The organism is Bacillus sp. PK3-037, assembly GCF_054161355.1.
Genome location: NZ_CP096408.1, coordinates 2,881,209 through 2,901,872 on the forward strand (window position 1 = coordinate 2,881,209; position 20,664 = coordinate 2,901,872).

Below are 20,664 nucleotides of genomic sequence, written 5' to 3' on the forward strand. Positions count from 1 at the left end.
TTCTGCACCTCTATATTAACACGAATCCTTATTTGGTCAAGATATTATCCTTCCAATGTTTTCTTAAGATCCGTTACGTACCCGCGTGATCCGGTGACAATTAAGCGGTCTCCGATTTTCAGTCTTGTATCGCCGTGAGGAACGATGCTGTCCACACCCCGGAAAATCCTGACAAAAATCACGTCGCCTGTTAAAGGGAATTCACGGAGAATCACGCCATCGTATTTGCTGTTTTCCATATTAATTTGATACAGCGAAGACTCCTGGTTCGTAAGCAGTTTCATGACGCCAGGCGCTTCTATCAGCGCGCGAAGCAGCGTTTTGGTCGACAGCAAGATGGAAAAGATGCTGATGCCCTGCTCTTTCAATTTCGCTTCGTTCTCCGGTGATCCGGTGCTGGCAATGACTCTTTCTGTTCCTTTTTCTTTGGCGTATAGTGCGATGTCCGTATTCATGTCTTCATCCCCTGTCGCCACCACAAGGATTTCTGTATCAAATATACCGAGCGATTCAAGGGTTTGATGCTCATAATCAGAAATCGTTTCGACGGAAAATACTGAGTCTGACAGCTTTTCCTCAGCGTTTTCTTGATAAACGTGCACGACACGCACTTCATACTCGTTCTCAGGCAATTCAAGTGTCACAGGCAGTGTCATTTGATTAGCGCCGATAAATGTGATCTTCTTTTTCTCCTCCGGCTGCTCCTGTTTTTTGTACAGCTTTTTAAAACCGACCGGCGTAAAAATACTTGCAATAACCGCCACCAGCGTAAGCGCTCCTGACATATTCGCGCTGATGACATGAAGCTGCTGGCCGATTGTCGCGGCTGCAATCACAAGAGAAAGCGTTGATGTCAGCAGGAAACCAGACGCCAATATCGTGCGGTTATCATACCATTTCTTCAAGTACAGGACAGGAAGAATTTTGCTTACTAGCAGCGCCATAAGCAGCAGCGGAATCATCACTAAAATTTTCGGGTCCTGAAAAAGTGTCCAAATATCCAATTTTACACCGACCATCACAAAGAAAATCGGTATTAAGAACCCGTAGCCGAAGGAATCAAGCTGCTGAACCAGTTCCTTGTTCGGCGAGAGCAAGGAAACAAGCACGCCCGCTAAGAAAGCGCCGAGAATATTTTCTGCCCCCAGTGATTCAGACAGAGCCACCAGTACGATAATTAAGGTGAAAATAGCACGAGTACCGATCTGGATCGTCCCTTTTGACATGGACTGAACAAAAGAACGGTGTTTAAAGATCCGACCGAAGAAGTAGAGCACTACTCCGGCTGCGAACAGGATCATCAAGAGCCACATGTTTCCGCTGTCCTCTCCGTATAAAGAAGAAAAAACAGCAAGAAGAATCATAGTGACCAAGTCAGCAATCACAGCAACAAGCAGGATGATCTGCCCGATGTTTGAATCCATGATCCGTTCTTCCTTTAAGGTTGGAACAACAACACCTAACGAAATCGTAGAAATAATAAGCGTCATTAAAAAAGCATTTTGGATAAATCCAGCCAATACGAACCCATAGGACAGCAGCAATGATAAAATAAAAATACCGATAAAAATAATGGATGCTGTGGCAAATGTATTGGGTGCTTCCTTGCCGTTTTGCAGAAACTGTTTTTTCTTTCCTCTCTCAAAGGAAGAAAAATCAATTTCAAGCCCGCTTAAAAACATTAAAAAGATAAATCCCAGCATAGAGAGCGTCTGAAGCCAAGTATCACCCTCCACAACTAAATTAAGACCGCTTTTTCCTATAATCAATCCCATAATAATTTCAGCAACTACAACAGGGATGCTGAGTTTAAACCGATGCAAAAGGATGGGAGTTAAAAATGCAACGATAAGTACGACAACTAATGATGCGACAGATGTATGCGCCATAATCTGAACCTCCTTTTTAAAAAAACATAACGCGATTTTAACAAGGGTGATGATAAAAAATAAAGTAATAAGGTCTCATTTTTTTTAGAAAATGATTCTTCTATAATTTGCACATAAAAGCTGGTGATGACTCACAGCAATTTGCTTCATAATAAATAAAATCATGAGTAAGGAGGATGCTGCATGGCTTACTACGATATTATCAGCGATATTCATGGCTGCTACGATGAAATGACAACCCTGATAGAAAAACTTGGATACACAATAAAAAATGGATTGCCTGTACATGATGAAGGCAGGGTGCTTGTTTTTGCCGGGGATTTGACAGACCGAGGCCCTAAATCAATTGAAGTCATCCGCTTTGTAGCCGGCGCTTATGAACAAGGAGCCGTGCGTTATGTCCCGGGAAATCATTGCAACAAGCTGTACCGCTACTTAAAAGGAAATCCCGTTAAAGTGATGCACGGTCTTGAAACAACTGCGGCAGAGCTTAAAGCACTTTCTGAAGAAGAAAGAAGAAAAGTCAGCGAACAATTTATGAAGCTTTATGAAACTGCGCCGCTTTACGACATCTTACATAATGGAGAATTGGTTGTCGCCCATGCTGGCATAAAGGCTGACGATATCGGCAAAAACACAAGGAGAGTAAAGGACTTTGTGCTTTACGGCGATGTGACGGGTGAAACGTATCCGGACGGCAGACCCGTCAGGAGGGATTGGGCCGCCGCCTATAACGGGAAAGTATGGGTTGTATACGGACACACACCTGTTAAAGAGCCCCGCATCATAAATCGCACCATTAACATTGATACGGGCTGTGTGTTTGGGAATGAACTGACGGCCTTCCGTTTTCCCGAACTGGAGACAGTCTCCGTTCCAAGCTCTATGCCCTATGACGAATCTAGATTTCGTCCCATATAAAAAAGGAGAGAATCGTTTTAATGATTCTCTCCTTCAACTAATTCTTGCATATCGTGCGGCAGAGCCGCATGAAACGTCATTTTCTCCTGCGTCAGCGGGTGGATAAACGACAGCTGCTCACTGTGCAGCGCCTGCCTGTCAATCTTTTGTCTCGTGCCGCCGTACAACGTATCGCCGCACAGCGGGTGTCCGAGATAGCTCATATGGACGCGAATCTGGTGGGTCCGCCCTGTCTCAAGCTGCAATGCCACCGAGGTTAAGTCGTCTGTTATACGTGTGACACGAAAGTGAGTAACAGCCTTCTGACCGCCCGGTGTCACCATCCGTTCAATGATACTGTCAGGATGTCTGCCAATCGGGGCGTCTATCTTTCCCTCTGTCTCTGTCATTCGTCCATGCACAACCGCAACATATCTGCGTTTCACAAGGCCGTTTTTTTGCGCCGACGATAAAATGGAGTGGGCAAAGCGATGCTTGGCAATCAGCATGACACCTGACGTATCCCGGTCTAGCCGGGTGACAAGATGAACCGTGGCCCGCACTCCGTTTTTTTGGTAGTGATGGATGATGCCATTTGCGATGCTTCCCGCCGGGTGCTCTCGCGACGGAATAGATGACACATACGGCTGTTTGTTTATCACAAGCACGTGTTCATCCTCATACAGAATATCGAGCGGAACAGGCTCGGCCAAAAGCGTCTCGCTCACCTGTTCCTCAGGAAACTTTACAACAAGAAGGTCTCCCTCTCTCAATACGTATTTAACAGTCACATGTTTACCGTTAATGAGAAGATCTCCTCCGCTAAACTTGATGTCGGTCAACAGACGTTTAGAAATCCCCAGCTCGCCCGCATATTCCTTTAAGGTCATTCCGTCTTCAGCGGAAGCGATGTTCTTTTCAATAATAAATTGCTCCACGATACGTCCTCTTTCTACTCACCTTTTCCGATAAATGAATCCTGTACTCTTTTCCAAAACGGAAACGGACGGAATCTTGCAAATCTTACATTTTCGGATGCAACCTGGCAGCGGATGGACTTTACATCCTTATGTAGCAGGGTTAAATGGTCAATTGTTACTTGAAAGTCAACTTCGTTTCTCGGTTTAATCATGCAATCATGATGGGAAGGGAGAAGGAGCGGTGATCCGACCGTCCGGAATACGCGGTTATTGATAGATGCCATTTCCGCAAGCTGAATCGCTCTGATGGATGGGTGGATAATCGCTCCGCCCAGCGCTTTATTATAGGCTGTGCTCCCGGAAGGCGTGGACAGGCAAAGACCGTCGCCTCGGAACGTTTCAAAGAGCTGCCCTTTGATTTCTACATCCGCCACAAGGCTTCCTTCTATGCTTTTAATCGTACATTCATTTAACGCCAAATATCTTTCCTCTCGCTCATTTTCATGGTAGGTCACGATCACTTCAAGGAGCGGATATTCCACAGTATGATACGGTGTTTTCGCAATTGCGAGCACAAGTTTTTCAATTTCATGAGGAACCCAGTCCGCATAAAACCCAAGATGACCCGTGTGAACGCCGACAAAAGCTGTTTTATCTAACCTGTCGCTGTATCTGTGAAAAGCGTATAAAAGCGTCCCGTCGCCCCCGACTGAAATGACGATTTCCGGTTCATTTTCATCCAGTTCCATGTCAAAATCCAATAAATACGCCTGTATTTTGCTTTTCAGCGTATCAGAAACATTATCTCCTTTTGACGATACGGCAAATTTCATGCTTTTTCTTCCCCTTTACCTATTGATGCTCGCTTCCTTTTTTCTTTCTAGAAAAGGCAGCTTGAGCTTCCTGTATTTCACCCTTGATCTCCGACATCTCTTCATCAAGCCGCGAAGCCGCTTCAGAAGCGCGCTGAAGCCTCAGTTTTACTTTTTCAGGAATGTTTCCGCTGTATTTATAATTTAATGAATGCTCAATGGTCGCCCAAAAATTCATCGCCAGCGTACGGATCTGTATTTCAACAAGAACATGTTTCTCTCCGGATATCGTCTGCAAAGGATACATCACGACAAGGTGATATGACCGATACCCGCTCTCTTTATGTTCTGCAATATAATCTCTCTGATCCACAACGGTGAAATCTTTTCGGGCAAACAGCATTTCCTTTACAAATTGGATGTCATCGACAAATTGGCACATGATCCTAAGGCCTGCGATATCCTGCATGGTTTCAATTTCATGTAACGGTATGCTTTTCCGTCTGGCTTTTTCGAGTATACTCGCCACAGGCTTGACGCGTCCTGTCACAAACTCAATCGGTGAATGGTCATCCTCATATTCATAAAGCGTGCGGATCCCCTTGAGCTTCACTTTTAATTCTTCAACAGCCTGGCGGTACGGCACTAAAAAACGCTCCCATTGCTTGTCATCCATCATACATCCCCCAATTCAGCACCAGTTTCTATAGAAATACGCGTTTCACTTTTTCTTCCATTTCTTCTCCGTAGTTCGCATTATCTTTAATATTTTCTAAAAGATACTCCAGCTCCTCATAGAGGCCTGACAGTTCAATGCTTTCCTTCCCTGCCTCTAAAACAATCGGTTTTCTTTGATCATGGGCCTGCTTCAGTTCAGGCCATATATGTTCCTTTATCATGACATATTCAAAAGAATCAGCTAATTCAAGTATGTATACAAAAGCAATGTTGTCAGAATCAACAAGCATTTGACCTGACGGCTTGCGCTCTGCTTCGTTTCCTTCTGTTTCACAGGTAAGGCGAAGCTCATCATCCGATAGTGTTGCATGTAAGATTTCGATTCTGTTTTGCATAATGCTCTCCTTTATAAACAAAGTACAGATTCATTTTATCATATCAAGCTCGATATTGATAAACCAAACATCTAAAGAGATAATAGTAAAAATGAGATTTACAGAGCTGAAAGGAAGACAATCATGAGCCAAGAAATTGAAATTGAATTTAAAAATCTGCTGACAAAACATGAATTTGAAAACATAGCTGCAGCACTGCACTTGACAGAAAAAGAATTTACAAATCAAGAGAATCACTATTTTGACACAAACAGCTTCGCACTGAAACAAAAACTTGCGGCGCTTCGAATCCGCAAGAAAAATGGCGAGTATGTGCTGACCTTAAAAGAACCCGCTGAAGTCGGACTTCTGGAAACCCACCAGAAACTTTCCGGCGTATCTGACTTTACACGTTTCACGATTCCGAAAGGCCCTGTCGAGGACCAGCTGAAGAAGCTTCATATCGATACAGACGCGATTCATTATTTTGGATCTTTAGCAACAAATCGTGCAGAAAAAGAAACAGAAAAAGGTTTAATAGTTTTAGATCACAGCCGATATTTAAATAAAGAGGATTATGAAATCGAATTTGAGGCGGCTGACTGGAATGAAGGCAAACTGGCCTTTGAAAAGCTGCTTCACCAATTCAGTATTCCTCTGCGCGAAACCAAAAATAAAATTCAGCGTTTTTATGAAGAAAAACGAAAGTCTATATAAGGTGGAATGACATAGTGAACGTAACGAATTGGGCGGCTCTCCTTCAGCTTCAGGCATTACAGTCTATATCAAATGCAAGCAGCACGGGCAGTCAGAGCGCCGAAAGCCCGCTTTCAAGCTTCAGCTCCTTGCTCAGCCAATATACAAATGGACTGTCCCAGCAAACAACAACGCCAGCAGCATCTTCAAGCCCGCTCAGCCAGCTGAACAGCGTTTACGGGACATCGCCGTCACTGCTTTCAGCTTACGGGCTTACCTCCTATTCAAACGGCAATGTCGGCCAAATGACAAAAGCGAGTGAAAGCACTGAAACAGCCGCTGTTGATATCTCCTCAAACAAACAAGAGGGTAAAAACATCAGTTCGGGTGACTTCTCAATCGACAGCGCTATAAAAAAAGCCTCTGACAAATACGGAGTCGATGAAAAATTAATCCGCGCTGTCATCAAACAGGAATCAGGCTTTAATGCAAAAGCCGTCAGCGGTGCAGGCGCAATGGGTTTAATGCAGCTGATGCCGTCAACAGCAACCTCACTTGGCGTTTCCAATCCGCTTAATCCGCAGCAAAACGTTGAGGGCGGAACGAAGTATTTAAAACAAATGCTGGATAAATATGATGGCAATGTATCCATGGCGTTAGCAGCTTATAACGCCGGACCGGGAAACGTTGATCGATACGGAGGCATTCCGCCTTTCAGAGAAACTCAAAACTACGTAAAAAAAATAACAGCAACCTATTACGCGTAACCGGAGCGGCTCTTGCCCTCCGGTTTTTTTGCGGAGTGAAATCTTACACATTCATGATTTGTATGTGATATGATATGAAATACAAACCCGGCTCTAAAGCCGAACCCTGTCTTCAAGCACATAAAAGGCAGTTTGTTTGTAGAAATGATGCCTTGTTGCTAAAATAAATCATAGATGAATTGAAATAAATACAGAAAATAACTTTTTGCAATAGGAATTATGATTCCTATTAGCCATATTTAAAGGAGTAGTCAACATGGGACAATCGTTTAACGCACCTTATGAAGCGATTGGAGAAGAACTTCTATCGCAACTTGTTGATACTTTTTATGAGCGTGTCGCGTCTCATCCTTTGCTTAAGCCCATATTTCCGAGCGATTTAACAGAAACGGCCAGGAAACAAAAGCAATTTTTGACACAGTATTTAGGCGGGCCTCCCCTTTATACTGAGGAACACGGCCATCCCATGCTCAGGGCAAGACATCTTCCCTTTCCAATTACAAACGAGAGGGCCGATGCGTGGCTCAGCTGTATGAAAGACGCAATGGACCATGTAGGACTAGAGGGCGATATTCGTGAATTTTTGTTTGGCCGGCTGGAGTTGACAGCAAGGCATATGGTGAATCAAACAGAAGCGGAGGATCGATCATATTGACAAACTATCAGCATGAGCAATACTTCGCCCATTGCCACGGCCATCCAAAAAAACCGCTGGAAATCTACATGTTTGTTGACCCTTTATGTCCCGAATGCTGGTCCTTAGAGCCTGTCATAAAAAAAATGAAAATCAGATACGGACGTTTTTTCACCTTACGCATCATCGCATCCGCAAGCCTTACAGCGTTAAATAAGAAACGCAAAAAGCATCTTCTGGCAGAAGCCTGGGAAAAGATCGCTAGCCGTTCCGGTATGCCGTGTGACGGCAGTGTATGGTTTGAGCAAGGTCAGCCGCTCTCTTCTCCATATATGGCCGCTCTCGCATTTAAGGCAGCCGAACTTCAAGGAAGAAGAGCCGGTATGCAATTTCTTCGGAATATGCAAGAGAGTCTGTTCGTTTCGAAGAAGAATATTACGGATGAAAACGTGCTTTTGGAAATAGCGTCAAAAACAAGCCTAGATCTCGAGGAATTTCAAAAAGACCTTCACTCCCAAAGCGCGGTAAAGGCGCTTCAATGTGACATGAAAATCGCGGCTGAGATGGATGTTACAGCCACTCCGACGCTGACGTTTTTTAATACGCAGCATGAAGACGAAGGACTTAAGGTCCCCGGCAGCTATTCATATCATGTATATGAAGAAATCTTATTTGAGATGCTTGGCGACGAGCCGAAGCCGTCGGAAACACCGCCTCTGGAATGTTTTATTGAATATTTCCGTTTCGTTGCCTCTAAGGAAATCGCTCTTGTATATGATTTGAGTCTTGAAGAGGTAGAAAAGGAAATGAAAAAATTGGCGTTTGCTAAAAAGGTTGCCAAAGTAGAGGCCAAGCATGGAATGTTTTGGCAGTCCCTCACCAGCAGTTCTGATGAATACCAATCATGTGAAAAATAGCCGCAGGCGTGTATATGCTTGAGGCTGTTTTTTTGTGTAATAATCAAACATACGTTCTGCACAAAGCACTAAAGAAACCGCGCCGGGATAAGCGCGGTTTCATATGTCTTAACGACAACAAAGGGGATGGGAGAAATTTTTCACGGTCAAACAAAGGGGTAATGTTTGTTTGTGATCAATTTCACATCCTTATCATATCAAAAGTTGTCGACTGTTGACAACCATTAAACTTAATGTTCATATTTTTGTCACAAAACATAACTGACAGATTTCATTCATATGCTTGTAAGGAACAAGGACGAGGAGGATCGCCATGATGTTTAATGTAATCTCAATTGTGTGCATTGTTGTTTTTTTCTGTTTAAATTTATTAGCTATGATGCATATGCTGCCTCTTTACATTACATCCCCTCTGCTGTTTCTCTCTATTCTGTTTACCTTGTACCGCCTGAACCATCGGAAAACCTTTAAAGGATTTTAAAAAGCCTGTGCATCATTTATGCACAGGCAATTTTTTTAAGACTGCTTTACTTTTAACAGCAGTTCTTCCATCTCATCAAGCTTTTCCTCAAACATTTTGCACGCAGCTTCAATCGGTTCTGGAGACGTCATATCAACGCCCGCTTTTTTCAGGATGTCGATCGGATATTGTGAGCTGCCCGCTTTCAGGAAGTCAATATAGCGGTCAACCGCAGGCTTGCCTTCCTTCAAAATTTGGCTACTTAACGCCTGGGCCGCACTGTACCCTGTCGCATACTGATATACATAGTAGTTGTAATAGAAATGGGGAATCCGTGACCATTCGAGTCCGATTTCTTTATCAATCACCATGTCGTTTCCGAAATACTTTTTATTCAGATCATAATATACATTGGTCAGGAGCTCAGGTGTCAGGGGCTCTCCTTCTTGCGCTTTTATATGGATAAGATGTTCAAATTCTGCAAACATCGTTTGTCTGAAGACGGTTCCTCTAAAGCCCTCAAGCATATGGTTGAGAATATATAAACGCTGTTTTTCGTCCTCTAAATTGTTCAGCAAATATTCACCAAGCAGCGCTTCATTTGTCGTGGAGGCAACTTCCGCGACAAAGATGCTGTAATTGCCGTAAGGATATGGCTGATGTTTTCTCGTATAGTAGCTGTGAACAGAGTGGCCGAACTCATGGACCAGCGTAAAGAGATTATTGACATTATCATGCCAGTTCATTAAAATATACGGATTTGTGCCGTATGTTCCAGAAGAGTAAGCGCCGTTGCGTTTCCCTTTATTTTCATAAACATCAACCCAGCGGTTTTCAAGCCCCTCTTTTAAGATAGAGCGGTATTCTTCTCCTAAAGGTGCAAGCCCCTTTAGCATATAATCTTTAGCTTGTTCGTACGTAACCTTCATACCCGCATCCTTCACAAGCGGTGTATACAGATCATAGATATGCACTTCATCCAGCTCAAGCACTTTCTTTCTCAGTGCAATATAGCGATGCAGCAGCGGAAGATGCTTGTTAATCGTTTTGACGAGATTGTCGTATACCTCTTCAGGGATACTGTTGTTAGAAAGCGCAGCTTCGCGTGCTGATTTGTACTTTTTCATTCTTGCGTAGAAGTTGTCTTTTTTCACAGTCCCGCTCAAGGTAGTCGCCATTGTGTTTTTATATTGGCCGTATGTTTTATATACAGCGTCAAACGCATTTTTGCGGACTTCGCGGTTTTCGCTTTCTAAGAAATTAATAAAATTGCCGTGAGTGATCTGTTTTTCATTTCCCTCTTCATCTTTAATTGATGGGAATGTAATATCGGCATTATTTAACACGCTGAACGTATTTGACGACGAAGACAGCACCTCAGAAGCTTCAGCCAGCAGCGCTTCTTCCTTCTCGCTCAGCACGTGCGGGCGTTCCTTTGTGATTTCCTCAATCGCGTGTGAGTAAAGCTTCAGCTCTTCTTTTTCAAGAATAAACTGCTGCAGTTTGTCTTCCTCTATGGATAAAATCTCCGGAACAAGATAGGCTGTAGCGCTTGCGGCCTGTGTATACAGATTTCCAGCCTTATCATTAAGCCCCTGATAAAAGGAGTTCCCGGTATCTTGGTCTGAGCGCATATGCGCGTATGTGTAAAGTTTGCCCAAACGCTCCATCACCTTATCTTGGTAAGTAAGGGCTTCGTATAAATGATCAGCTGAATCTGCCAGCTTGCCTTTATACTTAGATAAATCCGGTATTAATTCTTTGACAGCTTGAAATTCTTTATTCCAGGCCTCATCACTAGGAAAAATATCCTCTAGTCTCCATGTGTCCTCTACCTTTACCTCGCTTCGGTCAGGCAGTTGATTAGCTTTTTTTTCCTCAGCCATGGTGATCCCCCTCGTTTTCTTTGATTCAAGCCAATTGAAAAAACGGTTGTTTCTCAATAAACTTGTGTTGTGAATATCTTCCGGTTTTTCACTGCCATTTGTCAAATCATATGCAGTTATGAAGAGAACGAATGCCAAAAAAGCAGTAAAAACACGAAAAACCTTTCCTTTTGTGCTTCTCACAACCAGCCCACCACCTTTGTCTTAGGGTGAGCCAAATCAGGAAAACTCATTCGATAAAACAGCTTCTGTCTTTTTCAATGAGATCCTGTAATGATTGGCTGCGCTTTGCGGGCTGATTCAGCACATATACTTCTTTCTGAGTCTCCCTCAAAAATCCCTTCTTGCACAAAAACTCAATGTACTGTTTAACCGCCTCAATGAAATCCTGATCCCTGTATATGCCTCTTAGCAGAATGTTCTTTTTATGAATGTGTATTTTGCAGTGCTGCAAAACGGCTGAAAAGCGAATGGGCGCATGTTTATATCCAAGATCCGTAATAAACAGATAAAGATAGCCCTGCCATACAAAAACGGGACTCTTAAAAACAGCTCCTTTCTTTACAGGAACAAACACCTCTGTCGGAAGAAAAGAGAGAGGTGTTTGCCGTTTTTCATAAAACAGAAGCCTGATCCGATTCATATCTTGAGAGAGAAACCGATGAGTTTTGCGGCGAAAACGGAGAATGGCTCCTGTCCAATCTGAGTGCCTAAACGACGAATCTGGTTCAGCGAAAAATAAATCTTCAGCCGTTGCCTGGCGGATTGGAATCGTTTGGACGGAGCAATAAAAATGGGTTGTGTAAAATGGTATCATGCGGCTGAGCCTCAGGAAAGAATGTGTTTCGGGGCAGTAACATAACAGATCATTGTTCGGACTGGCATTGATAAACTGCCAATGGAAAGCAGACAGCTGGTAAAAGGATGCTGTTGTCCGTTTTAAGCGGCTGCCTCCTAGAATCCACTGCGGTATCATTCCTGCTTGTTTGAAACCGGCTGTTCTTTTTTGAAAGACATCTGGAGCGAGAGTCGCGCATTGGTATTCAACTGCAAGCGTATCCCTCTTTACTTTTGCCAAGATGTCGGGCCTTTGTTTAATCTCTTTCACATACGGCTCTAAAAGCGGGGAAGCCTTTTGCGTTTTCAGCCATACATAAAGCTGCCGTTTTCCTTCTAAGTGATAGGCGCTCTCAGGTTCTATGTCTATCGTGCAGGACTTGTTCTGTTTATGGGCAAAATGCGGTGCTTTCTGAGACCCTAGCTTCACATCGAGCTCCTCAGCACACACCGGGCAGAAAAACCTGGACTGCTTTAATTGTTCTCTCCTCTGCCTGCCTATGAGGTGAAACACTTGGCCGTCTTCTGTCACAGCACTAAACAATTGTCATCTCTCCTTTCCAGATTCATAACTCTTTCTGGAAATAACCGATGAACTCCTGTTCGCTGATGTTTTGCCTATATGTATGTTTTTGATTTTCCAGCTTCAATATGTTGTTTTGAGATAGAAAAAAACCGATTTCCGGCAAGAAATCGGTCTGCTATGATGCAAAGTGTTTTTTTATCGTTTCAAGAGCGTGCTCTGATACAACCAGCTTGCCGTATTCTTCAAGACGGTGTATGCTGATTGAGGATTCAGACGCGTACTCCAACAGGATGCTTAGCTGATTTTCAACCTCTTCATCAGTCAAATTGTGAAAATCCACATATAAATAATATCGGTTCTCAAACGAATATAAAGTCGTTTTACTTCCGTTAACGTTTAATTTAGATAGAGAAATTACATCTTCGAAGTCATCAAACCGCAAGACAAACTGAAGCTTTTGCTCCTTCTCTTCCTGATTGACTTCTTGCTCTTCTTTTTGAAAATCATCCAGCAAGGCGTCAAGATCCTCAGATGCTGGTTCTTGCTTTTTATCCTCAGGAATCGGCAGTTCGAGCTTTTGTCCGTCTTTGGAAAGCTGGGCTTTGGTGACGATAATTTCTAATCCTTTGTCCAGTGCCTGAACTTGAATCCAAAGAGGACCCTCAACAGCGAATTCTTCTTCCTCATGAACTTCATCCATAACTTCCCAGAATAGTTCTTCACTGCGCTCACGATTATACCAAATTTCTTCTCTGTCAAAACCGCGATCTTCAATATCTCCATAAGACATATAAAATTTTACTGTATGCTCGTTAATTCTTTCAATTTCCATTTGCCAACCTTCCCTTCTATATAAGATGTTGAAGGGACATCTAAGCTCCCGATTAATAGTACTTTACTACACTTTACCCATTCCGTCCACATCTTAACCTTGAACCTAGGCAAGTGTGAATTCCTTTGTATTTCTATTTTATGATAAATCAGTCACAAAAGAAATAAAAATGCATCTTCGGCCAAAAAATGGCTTGTCTTCCGCACCACTATCATAAATTGCCTCCCGCTTCATATATTAGTGGTACAAGCGATGGAACGAAAGCGAGGTGCCGATTCATGGAGCATGACTATCTGATATCGCTGCTGCTTATCGTCGGAATTGATCTGATTCTCGGCGGCGATAATGCAGTCGTGATCGCCATGGCCTGCCGAAATTTACCGGACAAGCAAAGACAGCAAGCCATTATTCTCGGAACATTTATCGCCGTTGCGATGAGAATCGGATTAACAAGCGCAGCGGTTTATCTTTTGAATATCCCTTTCCTGCAATGCACCGGCGGAATTTTCCTTCTATATTTGGGATACCAGCTATTAATTGAAAAAAAAGACGCCCAGCACGTCAAAAGCAGCACCTCTCTGTGGAAAGCCATTCGAACAATTGTACTCGCAGACCTGTTTATGTCGCTGGACAATGTTATTGCTGTCGCAGGAGCGTCGCACGGTGAGCTTTCTCTCGTTATGATTGGTCTGTGTGTATCGGTGCCGGTTATTATTTGGGGCAGCAAACTTATCCACATCGCGCTTGAGAAAATACCTTTATTGATTTATGCGGGAAGCGGATTATTGGCTTATACAGGCGGAGAAATGATCGTCCGGGATAAAAAGCTGTCTTTTTTTATGGCTCAGCACGGCGCCGTTGAAGCGCTTCTCCCCATTTTAACTGTCGTCTTTGTCATCCTTGCCAGCATTTATTATCAGCAGGTTGAAAAATAAAAGAAGGCTGATGATGTCTCAGCCTTCTTTTTAACGTGCGATCTATTAGTTTGCCAAACGCTGTGCTTCTCTTAATTGGAAAGAGCGGACTTTTCTTGGCAGGAAACGTCTGATTTCGTCTTCGTTGTATCCGACCTGCAAACGTTTTTCATCGATGATGATCGGACGGCGAAGCAACCCTGGGTGCTCGTTGATCAAGCGGTACAAGTCTTGCAGCGGCATTGATTCAACGTTCACATTCAATTTTTGGAATACTTTTGAACGGGTTGAGATGATCTCATCTGTTCCGTCCTCAGTCATTCTTAAGATTTGTTTTATTTCATCAATTGATAAAGGTTCAGAGAAAATGTTTCTTTCTACATAAGGAATCTCATGCTCCTCGAGCCACGCTCTCGCCTTTCTGCATGAAGTACAGCTTGGTGATGTGTATAATGTAACCATTCATCTTCACTCCTCTAATTAGTAGGATGAACATCTATTTTATTCTTAAATTGAAATTACTCTAAAAAAGGAATCTTTATAGGTATTATACTATAAAAAAGTAAGTGTGAACAGTGTCCTAAGAAAAAAATGTGTCAATCCAGCAAATTTTTATTTTATTCATGTGTTTGCATTCTCAATTAGCTTAACTCATCGAAAATATTTTTTTGCTTTTCTTCATCAATGAGTGTCAGGACTTCATCCGTTTTTTCGTATGATTCCCCGTACCATTTCTCATCTTTATAAGTATGAATCTTTTCATATGTCTGTTTCATGGCTTCAAGAATTTCTTCTTCTGATTCTGTTTTCGGTGACCAGTACAGAATCTCCATCTTGTTGACTTCATTCGTAGCCAATGACCGGCGCCGGTACCCAATTGACTGAGCATGCTTAAAATGCTCTCTTTGATAAAATCTCAGGCGTTTTTCTGTATCAGCATCATCTTCATCCACAGGCTCCACCTCAAGCAATATCGGCTTATTTTTCTTTTTCAGCTTGGCAAGCAGTTTGCCCCCAAGCCCCTGCCCTCTTGCATCTTTTGACACATACAGATAATCAACGAAGATAAAAGATTCAAATTCCGCAAACATTAAAATATGATGCTTGCCTTCGTCTTTATGATAAATATCGCTTCGCTCTTTCAAAAGAGCTTCCATATGCGCTTTTGATTTCAATTCTTCAATTGGAAAGTACTCGCTAAGCTTTTCGTACCAGTTCATTGATTTGCTCCTTATGAGTTCGTTGTCTTCATACTTTTAGATATACCCCATTTCTTCTTGTTTAAACAGCCTTACATCTATAAAGACGTACGAACTTTCCGCATGGTTTCATTTTTTTTCAGCAAGTAAGACGATTCGTCGTTTCACCGGAGATGTTTGATCATGCTCAATTCGCGCGTTTTTCCTGTTTGTAACGACTCAGGCCGGGCTGCGCCAACGCAATCAAAAAAGTCATGCCATATAATACAGCCGCCGAAATAAAAACTGTTTTTGCACCGGCAGCATCAGCCAGCAGCCCCATGATGGAATAGGTAACACCAGACCAAGGAGTCAACAGCGCGTTTTTGGCAGCCATGATCCCGATACGCTTATGTGCCGGAATGACCTCCTGCAATACGGTTTCCTGACAAATATCTCTGACCTGATAAAAAGGCCCCATCGCCGCGCAAGCTAGGGCGCATAAAAACGGCAAGGGAGAAAACGCAAAGAAAAATGTCAGCACTGACATCACAAGTGAGCTGAATATAATCGCGTACCCCATGTTTCGCTCAAAAAATGCAGAAAAATGGATGGCAATGACACTGCCGATCATAGCACCTATAAAATAAGAAGCGTTAAAGATTCCCCACCACACTTCTGTTTCATGCAGAACAGCCACTGTAAAAGCCAAAAGAATGGCAGATGACCAAACTGAGCCGGCAATAGCTTCTATCATGTCCATTGCAGTGATGTCTCTTACAATCGGGGTTGTCACCAAATCCTTCCATACACTTCTGCCAGATGCTGCTTCAGCTGATCTTTTCGTTCCTTCATCGTTCACATGAAGCAGGCTGATGAAAGCTCCGGAAAAGACAAACAGGCAAATGGCACTGCCGACCACGAACTCAAAGGATACAGCATATGTAAGAAAACCTCCAAGTCCCCAGCCAGCTGTTAAAAACAATTGATTAGCGAGTGAAATCACGCCGTTTGCTTTCACGTAATGCTCTTTTGAAACGATGAGAGGCAGCAGCGCGAACCTTGCCGGCTGAAAAAAGGCGCCCGAAAATGAAAAACAAAAAACAAACAGCAGCGTCATGATCAAGGAGGAAATTCCGTTTTGGCTGACACTGTATGCGATTAGCAGCGCAAAGACCGCTCTCAGCAAACTTGCACCGGCAAGAACCTTTTTAAAACCAAGCTTATGGAGTGCATCTGAAATGCAAAAGCTTGCCGCAACACTTGCAAACGACATGAACGATAAAATAAGACCCGAAAAAAAGACAGAGTCGGTCATTTGATAGACCCTTACCATTAAAACGATTGTCACCAGTACTCCAGCTAAAGATTGCAGAGATTGCGACAGAAGCAGCGCAAAGACGTTTTTCTGATGAATAATTTGAATAGTGTCCGCCTCCGTTTTTCCTCTAATTGTAAAAGATATGACTCTTACTTTCTATCAGCCTGTATAAAAAAAATCCTTCAAAACATTTGTTTTGAAGGATTTTCAACTTATGAATAGGCTTTAAATTCTTCTTCCGTGCACATCACAAAATGACCTGGTTTTACTTCACGGAATTCCATCTTTTCTCCATCCTTTAACCGATGCACGGACGGATCGTATTTCTGGCGGACACGATTTCTCTCATAATCCGGGTCAGGAAGCGGAATGGCAGAAAGCAATGATTTTGTATACGGGTGTAGCGGGTTTTCGTAAAGTTCATCTGCCGGCGCAAGTTCAACCAGCTTTCCGAAATACATCACTCCGATACGGTCGCTGATGTGTTTGACCATTGATAAATCATGAGCGATAAACAAGTAGGTGAGCCCTTTTTCCTTTTGTAGTTCTTTCATTAAGTTCACGACCTGTGCCTGAATAGACACATCCAATGCAGAAATCGGTTCATCCGCGATAATAAATTCAGGATCAACGGCAAGAGCTCTCGCAATCCCGATTCTTTGCCGCTGTCCGCCGGAAAATTCATGCGGATAGCGGTTGGCATGCTCCTTGTTTAAACCGACTGTTTGCAGGAGCTCATGAACCCGCTGCATACGCTCTTTCTTCGTTTTCGTCAGCTTATGAATGTCGAGGCCTTCTGCAATAATATCTGCGACTGTCATTCTCGGATTCAGCGATGCATATGGGTCCTGGAAAATCATTTGCATTTTGCGGTTGAATTCGAGCAGCTTTTTGCGGGATTTTTTACCGTGAACATTTTCACCGTTAAACAGCACCTCGCCATCAGTTGCTTCGTACAGCCGAATGATACTTCGGCCTGTTGTCGATTTACCGCAGCCGGATTCACCAACAAGACCTAATGTTTCGCCTCTATAGATATCAAACGACAGGTCATCTACGGCCTTAACCGTTCCTCTCGGTGTAACAAAGTGCTGTTTTAAATGTTTGATTTCTAATAGTTTCTCCGTCAATTTATTCACCTTCTCTCACTAAGACAGGTTTTTGATACGTATTCGCCAGCGTCCGCATTTTCGCTTTTACCGTTTCAGGCGGCTCTACCTTTGGCGCATCAGGATGAAGCAGCCACGATTTCACATAATGAGTATCGGAAACCTTAAACATTGGCGGCTCCTGTTCAAAATCAATTTTCATCGCATATGAGCTCCGGAGCGCAAAGGCATCTCCTTTTGGAGGATTTGTCAAATCAGGCGGCGTGCCCGGGATTGCCGTCAGCTGTTCGTCTCCTGAGCTGTCAAGTGTCGGCATGGATGCCAGCAGCCCCCAAGTATACGGATGTCTCGGATCGTAAAAAATTTCGTCTACCGTGCCGGTTTCTACAATCTGTCCCGCGTACATGACAGCGACCCGGTCAGCAACGTTAGCCACAACACCGAGATCGTGAGTGATAAAGATGATGGAGGTGTCAATTTTCTTTTGTAAATCCTTCATCAACTCCAGAATTTGCGCTTGTATCGTTACATCAAGAGCAGTTGTCGGCTCATCGGCAATCAGAAGCTTCGGATTCGCCGCAAGTGCCATCGCAATGACAACACGCTGTCTCATCCCGCCTGAAAACTCGTGCGGAAATTGGTTGACCCGTTTTTCCGGCATTGGGATTCCTACTAAATCCAGCAGCTCAACAGCACGTTTTTTCGCAGCTTCCTTTGAAATGTTTTCGTGTTTAAACAGCACTTCCGTAATTTGTTTGCCGACTTTCATTGTCGGGTTTAAAGAGGTCATCGGATCTTGGAATATCATTCCGATCTCTTTCCCCCGTACATTTTGCATTTCTTTTTCGGACAGCGGCACTAAATCCTTGCCGTCAAATAAAATCTCACCGCGTTTAAAATATCCCGGGGGCATCGGTATCAGCTTCATGATCGCTTGAGATGTCACACTTTTTCCGGAGCCTGACTCCCCGACGATTGCCAATGTTTCTCCTTTATTCAGATGGAAATTCACTCCGCGGATCGCCTGGACCTCTCCGCCGTATGTTTTAAATGAAATCGCTAAATCTTTTACTTCTAGTAGGCGTGTCACCCGTATCACTCCCTTATTTACGTAACTTAGGATCCAATGCGTCTCTTAATCCGTCGCCGACAACGTTAAAACCAAACATGGTAATGCAGATAAAACCGGCAGGGAAAAACAAACGCCACGGATAATAGGTCAATGCAGGCAATCCGTCAGAAGCCATCGTTCCCCAGCTTGCAAGAGGAGCCGGAACACCAAGTCCTAAATAGCTTAAAAAGGCTTCTGTAAAAATCGCGGTTGGAACAGTTAGTGTCATCGTGACTAAAATAGAGCCCATTGCGTTCGGCACGATATGTTTAAACAGCAGACGGGATGTTTTCGCCCCGAGTGTCTGCGACGCAAGCACGTATTCCTGGTTCTTCAGCTGCAGCACTTGTCCGCGAACGATTCTGGCCATGTTAATCCAGCCCGTAATCGTCATGGCAATAATAATCGTTAACAGCCCTTTCGGAAGAACAACCATCAGCAGGATAACCATTAATAATGAAGGAACAGCCCAAAGGATATCTGCGATACGCATCATAATCTCATCTGTTCTGCCTCCGCGGAACCCTGAAATACTGCCCCAAATAACACCGATCAGCAAGTCAAGAACAGCGGCCGCGACACCGATAAAGATTGAAATTCGCGCACCTACCCATGTACGGACGAAAATGTCCCTTCCTAGATCATCAGTCCCGAACCAGTGATCTTTTGAAGGCGGCTTATCCGCATTTAAGAGATTGGTAGTCGAATAATCATATTTTGAGAAAACAGGCGCAAAAATCGCCATGAGAATAATGAGAACAATAATAACAAGCCCGACCATCGCAAGTTTATTGCTGCGGAAGCGTAGCATCGCATCTTTCCAGAGGGAAAGGCTCTTTTTACTTATTTTCTCAGCATCGCCGGCATTCGCTGCGGCTGGTTCAAACATGTTTTTTGGAATGTTCTGCATGGCCTAGGCTCCTTTCTTTGCTTTGGAAAGCTTGATTCTTGGATCAATAATGCCGTATAACACGTCTACAATTAATACACATAAAAGCAGGATGACACTGAAGAACACCGTTACACCCATAATGACCGTATAATCACGGTTTGTAATACTGTTTACGAAGTGTGAACCAAGCCCCGGGATACCAAAAATGGTTTCAATGATAAAGCTTCCAGTTAAAACCTGCGCGGCCATCGGGCCCATATATGTAACGACTGGCAACAGCGCGTTTCGGATGGCGTGCCGCACTGTAACTGCAGGACGCGACAGCCCTTTTGCTTTCGCTGTGCGAATATAATCACTGTTTAACACTTCGATCATGCTTGAACGGGAAAGTCTGGCAATAAACGCCATCGGCATGGAAGCAAGTGCGATGGAAGGCAAAAAGGTGTATGACCAGGACTCCCACCCCGCGACCGGAAACAGCTCGAGCTTCATAGAGAACACATATTGCAGCACAGCCGCCATGATAAAGCTCGGAACTGAAATACCAAAGATCGTTAAAATCGCGACGGTATAATCCTGCCACTTATTATGGTAAAGGGCTGCAATGACCCCAAACAATACACCAAACGCTAAAGCGAGGAGAATAGCTTCTGCTCCAAGAGTGAATGAAACGGGGAAACCTGAACTGATCAGGTCATTGACACTCTGACCTTTATATTTAAATGACGGTCCGAAATCCCACATTGCAACAGATTTCAAATAGCTCGCATATTGTACAAACAGCGGCTTGTCCAAGCCATAATGCGCATTTAAGTTTGCTTCAATTTCAGGCGGAAGCTTTTTCTCACCCGAAAACGGCCCGCCCGGTGCTGCTTGCATTAAGAAGAATGTCACGGTTACAATCACAAATAATGTGATAATCATATAGACTAAGCGTCTTCCAATATATTTTAGCAAGGGGGAACACCTCCATGATTTTTACATTTTTACAATCCTTCAGTAAGAAAGGTA

General features: G+C 43.5%; 23 protein-coding genes. 7 read left to right on the forward strand and 16 right to left on the reverse strand.

The window, feature by feature from the left end:
• Window positions 1-44: 44 nt before the first annotated feature.
• Window positions 45-1,889 (reverse strand): monovalent cation:proton antiporter family protein, encoded by a 1,845-nt coding sequence (locus M1D69_RS14855; RefSeq protein ID WP_217827145.1) that lies wholly within the window; start codon window positions 1,887-1,889, stop codon window positions 45-47.
• Between the two features lie 183 nt (window positions 1,890-2,072).
• On the opposite strand from M1D69_RS14855, the gene prpE reads away from it, so the two are divergent.
• Entirely contained in the window at window positions 2,073-2,810 is a 738-nt protein-coding gene (prpE, locus tag M1D69_RS14860) for a bis(5'-nucleosyl)-tetraphosphatase PrpE (protein ID WP_458105658.1), read from the forward strand.
• A 17-nt stretch (window positions 2,811-2,827) separates the two neighbouring features.
• Here prpE and M1D69_RS14865 read toward each other — a convergent pair whose 3' ends face one another.
• Genes M1D69_RS14865 through M1D69_RS14880 form a run of 4 tightly spaced genes read right to left on the reverse strand, consistent with a single transcriptional unit; the run spans window position 2,828 to window position 5,594 of the window.
• Complete coding sequence (locus M1D69_RS14865) at window positions 2,828-3,727, reverse strand: RluA family pseudouridine synthase (protein WP_458105657.1); 900 nt, start codon at window positions 3,725-3,727, stop codon at window positions 2,828-2,830.
• A gap of 14 nt (window positions 3,728-3,741) precedes the next feature.
• Window positions 3,742-4,542: an NAD kinase gene (locus tag M1D69_RS14870; protein ID WP_010333761.1), complete on the reverse strand. Its 801-nt coding sequence runs from the start codon at window positions 4,540-4,542 to the stop codon at window positions 3,742-3,744.
• Window positions 4,543-4,561: 19 nt separating this feature from the next.
• Complete coding sequence (yjbM, locus tag M1D69_RS14875; RefSeq protein WP_024120930.1) at window positions 4,562-5,197, reverse strand: GTP diphosphokinase; 636 nt, start codon at window positions 5,195-5,197, stop codon at window positions 4,562-4,564.
• A gap of 28 nt (window positions 5,198-5,225) precedes the next feature.
• A complete protein-coding gene (locus M1D69_RS14880) occupies window positions 5,226-5,594 on the reverse strand; it encodes a UPF0738 family protein (RefSeq protein WP_458105656.1) in 369 nt (122 codons plus the stop codon).
• A 123-nt stretch (window positions 5,595-5,717) separates the two neighbouring features.
• On the opposite strand from M1D69_RS14880, the gene M1D69_RS14885 reads away from it, so the two are divergent.
• The 5 genes from M1D69_RS14885 (at window position 5,718) to M1D69_RS14905 (ending at window position 9,068) form a co-directional block, all read left to right on the forward strand.
• Window positions 5,718-6,290 carry a CYTH domain-containing protein gene (locus M1D69_RS14885; RefSeq protein WP_458105655.1) on the forward strand — a complete coding sequence of 191 codons (573 nt, stop codon included), beginning with the start codon at window positions 5,718-5,720 and terminating at the stop codon, window positions 6,288-6,290.
• Window positions 6,291-6,304: 14 nt separating this feature from the next.
• Complete coding sequence (locus M1D69_RS14890) at window positions 6,305-7,036, forward strand: lytic transglycosylase domain-containing protein (protein ID WP_458105654.1); 732 nt, start codon at window positions 6,305-6,307, stop codon at window positions 7,034-7,036.
• 256 nt (window positions 7,037-7,292) lie between these two features.
• Window positions 7,293-7,691, forward strand: a complete 399-nt coding sequence (locus M1D69_RS14895; RefSeq protein ID WP_010333756.1) for a globin domain-containing protein — start codon at window positions 7,293-7,295, stop codon at window positions 7,689-7,691.
• Window positions 7,688-8,587, forward strand: a complete 900-nt coding sequence (spxH, locus tag M1D69_RS14900; RefSeq protein WP_044156379.1) for a protease adaptor protein SpxH — start codon at window positions 7,688-7,690, stop codon at window positions 8,585-8,587. The genes M1D69_RS14895 and spxH overlap by 4 nt, the downstream gene beginning before the upstream one ends.
• Window positions 8,588-8,900: 313 nt before the next feature.
• On the forward strand, window positions 8,901-9,068 hold the full coding sequence (locus M1D69_RS14905) for a hypothetical protein (protein WP_024120925.1): 168 nt from the start codon (window positions 8,901-8,903) through the stop codon (window positions 9,066-9,068).
• Between the two features lie 35 nt (window positions 9,069-9,103).
• Here M1D69_RS14905 and pepF read toward each other — a convergent pair whose 3' ends face one another.
• From pepF to M1D69_RS14925, 4 genes are all read right to left on the reverse strand, one after another.
• A complete protein-coding gene (pepF, locus tag M1D69_RS14910) occupies window positions 9,104-10,933 on the reverse strand; it encodes an oligoendopeptidase F (protein WP_176471078.1) in 1,830 nt (609 codons plus the stop codon).
• A 229-nt stretch (window positions 10,934-11,162) separates the two neighbouring features.
• Window positions 11,163-12,314, reverse strand: a complete 1,152-nt coding sequence (locus M1D69_RS14915; protein WP_458105653.1) for a competence protein CoiA family protein — start codon at window positions 12,312-12,314, stop codon at window positions 11,163-11,165.
• Between the two features lie 157 nt (window positions 12,315-12,471).
• A complete protein-coding gene (gene mecA, locus M1D69_RS14920; protein ID WP_458105652.1) occupies window positions 12,472-13,128 on the reverse strand; it encodes an adaptor protein MecA in 657 nt (218 codons plus the stop codon).
• Window positions 13,095-13,220, reverse strand: a complete 126-nt coding sequence (locus tag M1D69_RS14925) for a hypothetical protein (protein ID WP_120698858.1) — start codon at window positions 13,218-13,220, stop codon at window positions 13,095-13,097. The genes mecA and M1D69_RS14925 overlap by 34 nt, the downstream gene beginning before the upstream one ends.
• A gap of 186 nt (window positions 13,221-13,406) precedes the next feature.
• On the opposite strand from M1D69_RS14925, the gene M1D69_RS14930 reads away from it, so the two are divergent.
• Window positions 13,407-14,063 (forward strand): TerC family protein, encoded by a 657-nt coding sequence (locus M1D69_RS14930; protein WP_458105651.1) that lies wholly within the window; start codon window positions 13,407-13,409, stop codon window positions 14,061-14,063.
• A 45-nt stretch (window positions 14,064-14,108) separates the two neighbouring features.
• On the opposite strand, the gene spx is transcribed toward M1D69_RS14930, so the two are convergent.
• The 7 genes from spx to oppB form a co-directional block, all read right to left on the reverse strand.
• On the reverse strand, window positions 14,109-14,504 hold the full coding sequence (gene spx / locus M1D69_RS14935) for a transcriptional regulator Spx (RefSeq protein WP_024120919.1): 396 nt from the start codon (window positions 14,502-14,504) through the stop codon (window positions 14,109-14,111).
• Window positions 14,505-14,683: 179 nt separating this feature from the next.
• Complete coding sequence (locus tag M1D69_RS14940; RefSeq protein WP_458105650.1) at window positions 14,684-15,262, reverse strand: GNAT family N-acetyltransferase; 579 nt, start codon at window positions 15,260-15,262, stop codon at window positions 14,684-14,686.
• 166 nt (window positions 15,263-15,428) lie between these two features.
• Entirely contained in the window at window positions 15,429-16,646 is a 1,218-nt protein-coding gene (locus M1D69_RS14945; protein WP_458106139.1) for an MFS transporter, read from the reverse strand.
• Window positions 16,647-16,753: 107 nt separating this feature from the next.
• Window positions 16,754-17,671, reverse strand: a complete 918-nt coding sequence (gene oppF, locus M1D69_RS14950) for an oligopeptide ABC transporter ATP-binding protein OppF (RefSeq protein ID WP_458105649.1) — start codon at window positions 17,669-17,671, stop codon at window positions 16,754-16,756.
• A gap of 1 nt (window position 17,672) precedes the next feature.
• On the reverse strand, window positions 17,673-18,749 hold the full coding sequence (gene oppD / locus M1D69_RS14955) for an oligopeptide ABC transporter ATP-binding protein OppD (protein WP_340927409.1): 1,077 nt from the start codon (window positions 18,747-18,749) through the stop codon (window positions 17,673-17,675).
• A gap of 4 nt (window positions 18,750-18,753) precedes the next feature.
• A complete protein-coding gene (gene oppC, locus M1D69_RS14960) occupies window positions 18,754-19,671 on the reverse strand; it encodes an oligopeptide ABC transporter permease OppC (RefSeq protein WP_024120915.1) in 918 nt (305 codons plus the stop codon).
• 3 nt (window positions 19,672-19,674) lie between these two features.
• Window positions 19,675-20,610: an oligopeptide ABC transporter permease OppB gene (gene oppB / locus M1D69_RS14965; protein WP_024120914.1), complete on the reverse strand. Its 936-nt coding sequence runs from the start codon at window positions 20,608-20,610 to the stop codon at window positions 19,675-19,677.
• Window positions 20,611-20,664: the final 54 nt, after the last annotated feature.

Excerpts from the sequence above, each read along its gene's own strand:
- M1D69_RS14930 (WP_458105651.1), top strand. The coding sequence starts at position 13,407 with ATGGAGCATGACTATCTGATATCGCTGCTGCTTATCGTCGGAATTGAT.
- oppC (WP_024120915.1), bottom strand. The coding sequence starts at position 19,671 with ATGCAGAACATTCCAAAAAACATGTTTGAACCAGCCGCAGCGAATGCC.
- M1D69_RS14855 (WP_217827145.1), bottom strand. The coding sequence starts at position 1,889 with ATGGCGCATACATCTGTCGCATCATTAGTTGTCGTACTTATCGTTGCA.
- M1D69_RS14940 (WP_458105650.1), bottom strand. The coding sequence starts at position 15,262 with ATGAACTGGTACGAAAAGCTTAGCGAGTACTTTCCAATTGAAGAATTG.
- M1D69_RS14870 (WP_010333761.1), bottom strand. The coding sequence starts at position 4,542 with ATGAAATTTGCCGTATCGTCAAAAGGAGATAATGTTTCTGATACGCTG.
- M1D69_RS14880 (WP_458105656.1), bottom strand. The coding sequence starts at position 5,594 with ATGCAAAACAGAATCGAAATCTTACATGCAACACTATCGGATGATGAG.
- spx (WP_024120919.1), bottom strand. The coding sequence starts at position 14,504 with ATGGTTACATTATACACATCACCAAGCTGTACTTCATGCAGAAAGGCG.
- mecA (WP_458105652.1), bottom strand. The coding sequence starts at position 13,128 with ATGGAAATTGAAAGAATTAACGAGCATACAGTAAAATTTTATATGTCT.
- M1D69_RS14925 (WP_120698858.1), bottom strand. The coding sequence starts at position 13,220 with ATGTGGACGGAATGGGTAAAGTGTAGTAAAGTACTATTAATCGGGAGC.
- M1D69_RS14885 (WP_458105655.1), top strand. The coding sequence starts at position 5,718 with ATGAGCCAAGAAATTGAAATTGAATTTAAAAATCTGCTGACAAAACAT.
- prpE (WP_458105658.1), top strand. The coding sequence starts at position 2,073 with ATGGCTTACTACGATATTATCAGCGATATTCATGGCTGCTACGATGAA.
- yjbM (WP_024120930.1), bottom strand. The coding sequence starts at position 5,197 with ATGGATGACAAGCAATGGGAGCGTTTTTTAGTGCCGTACCGCCAGGCT.
- M1D69_RS14905 (WP_024120925.1), top strand. The coding sequence starts at position 8,901 with ATGATGTTTAATGTAATCTCAATTGTGTGCATTGTTGTTTTTTTCTGT.
- pepF (WP_176471078.1), bottom strand. The coding sequence starts at position 10,933 with ATGGCTGAGGAAAAAAAAGCTAATCAACTGCCTGACCGAAGCGAGGTA.
- M1D69_RS14895 (WP_010333756.1), top strand. The coding sequence starts at position 7,293 with ATGGGACAATCGTTTAACGCACCTTATGAAGCGATTGGAGAAGAACTT.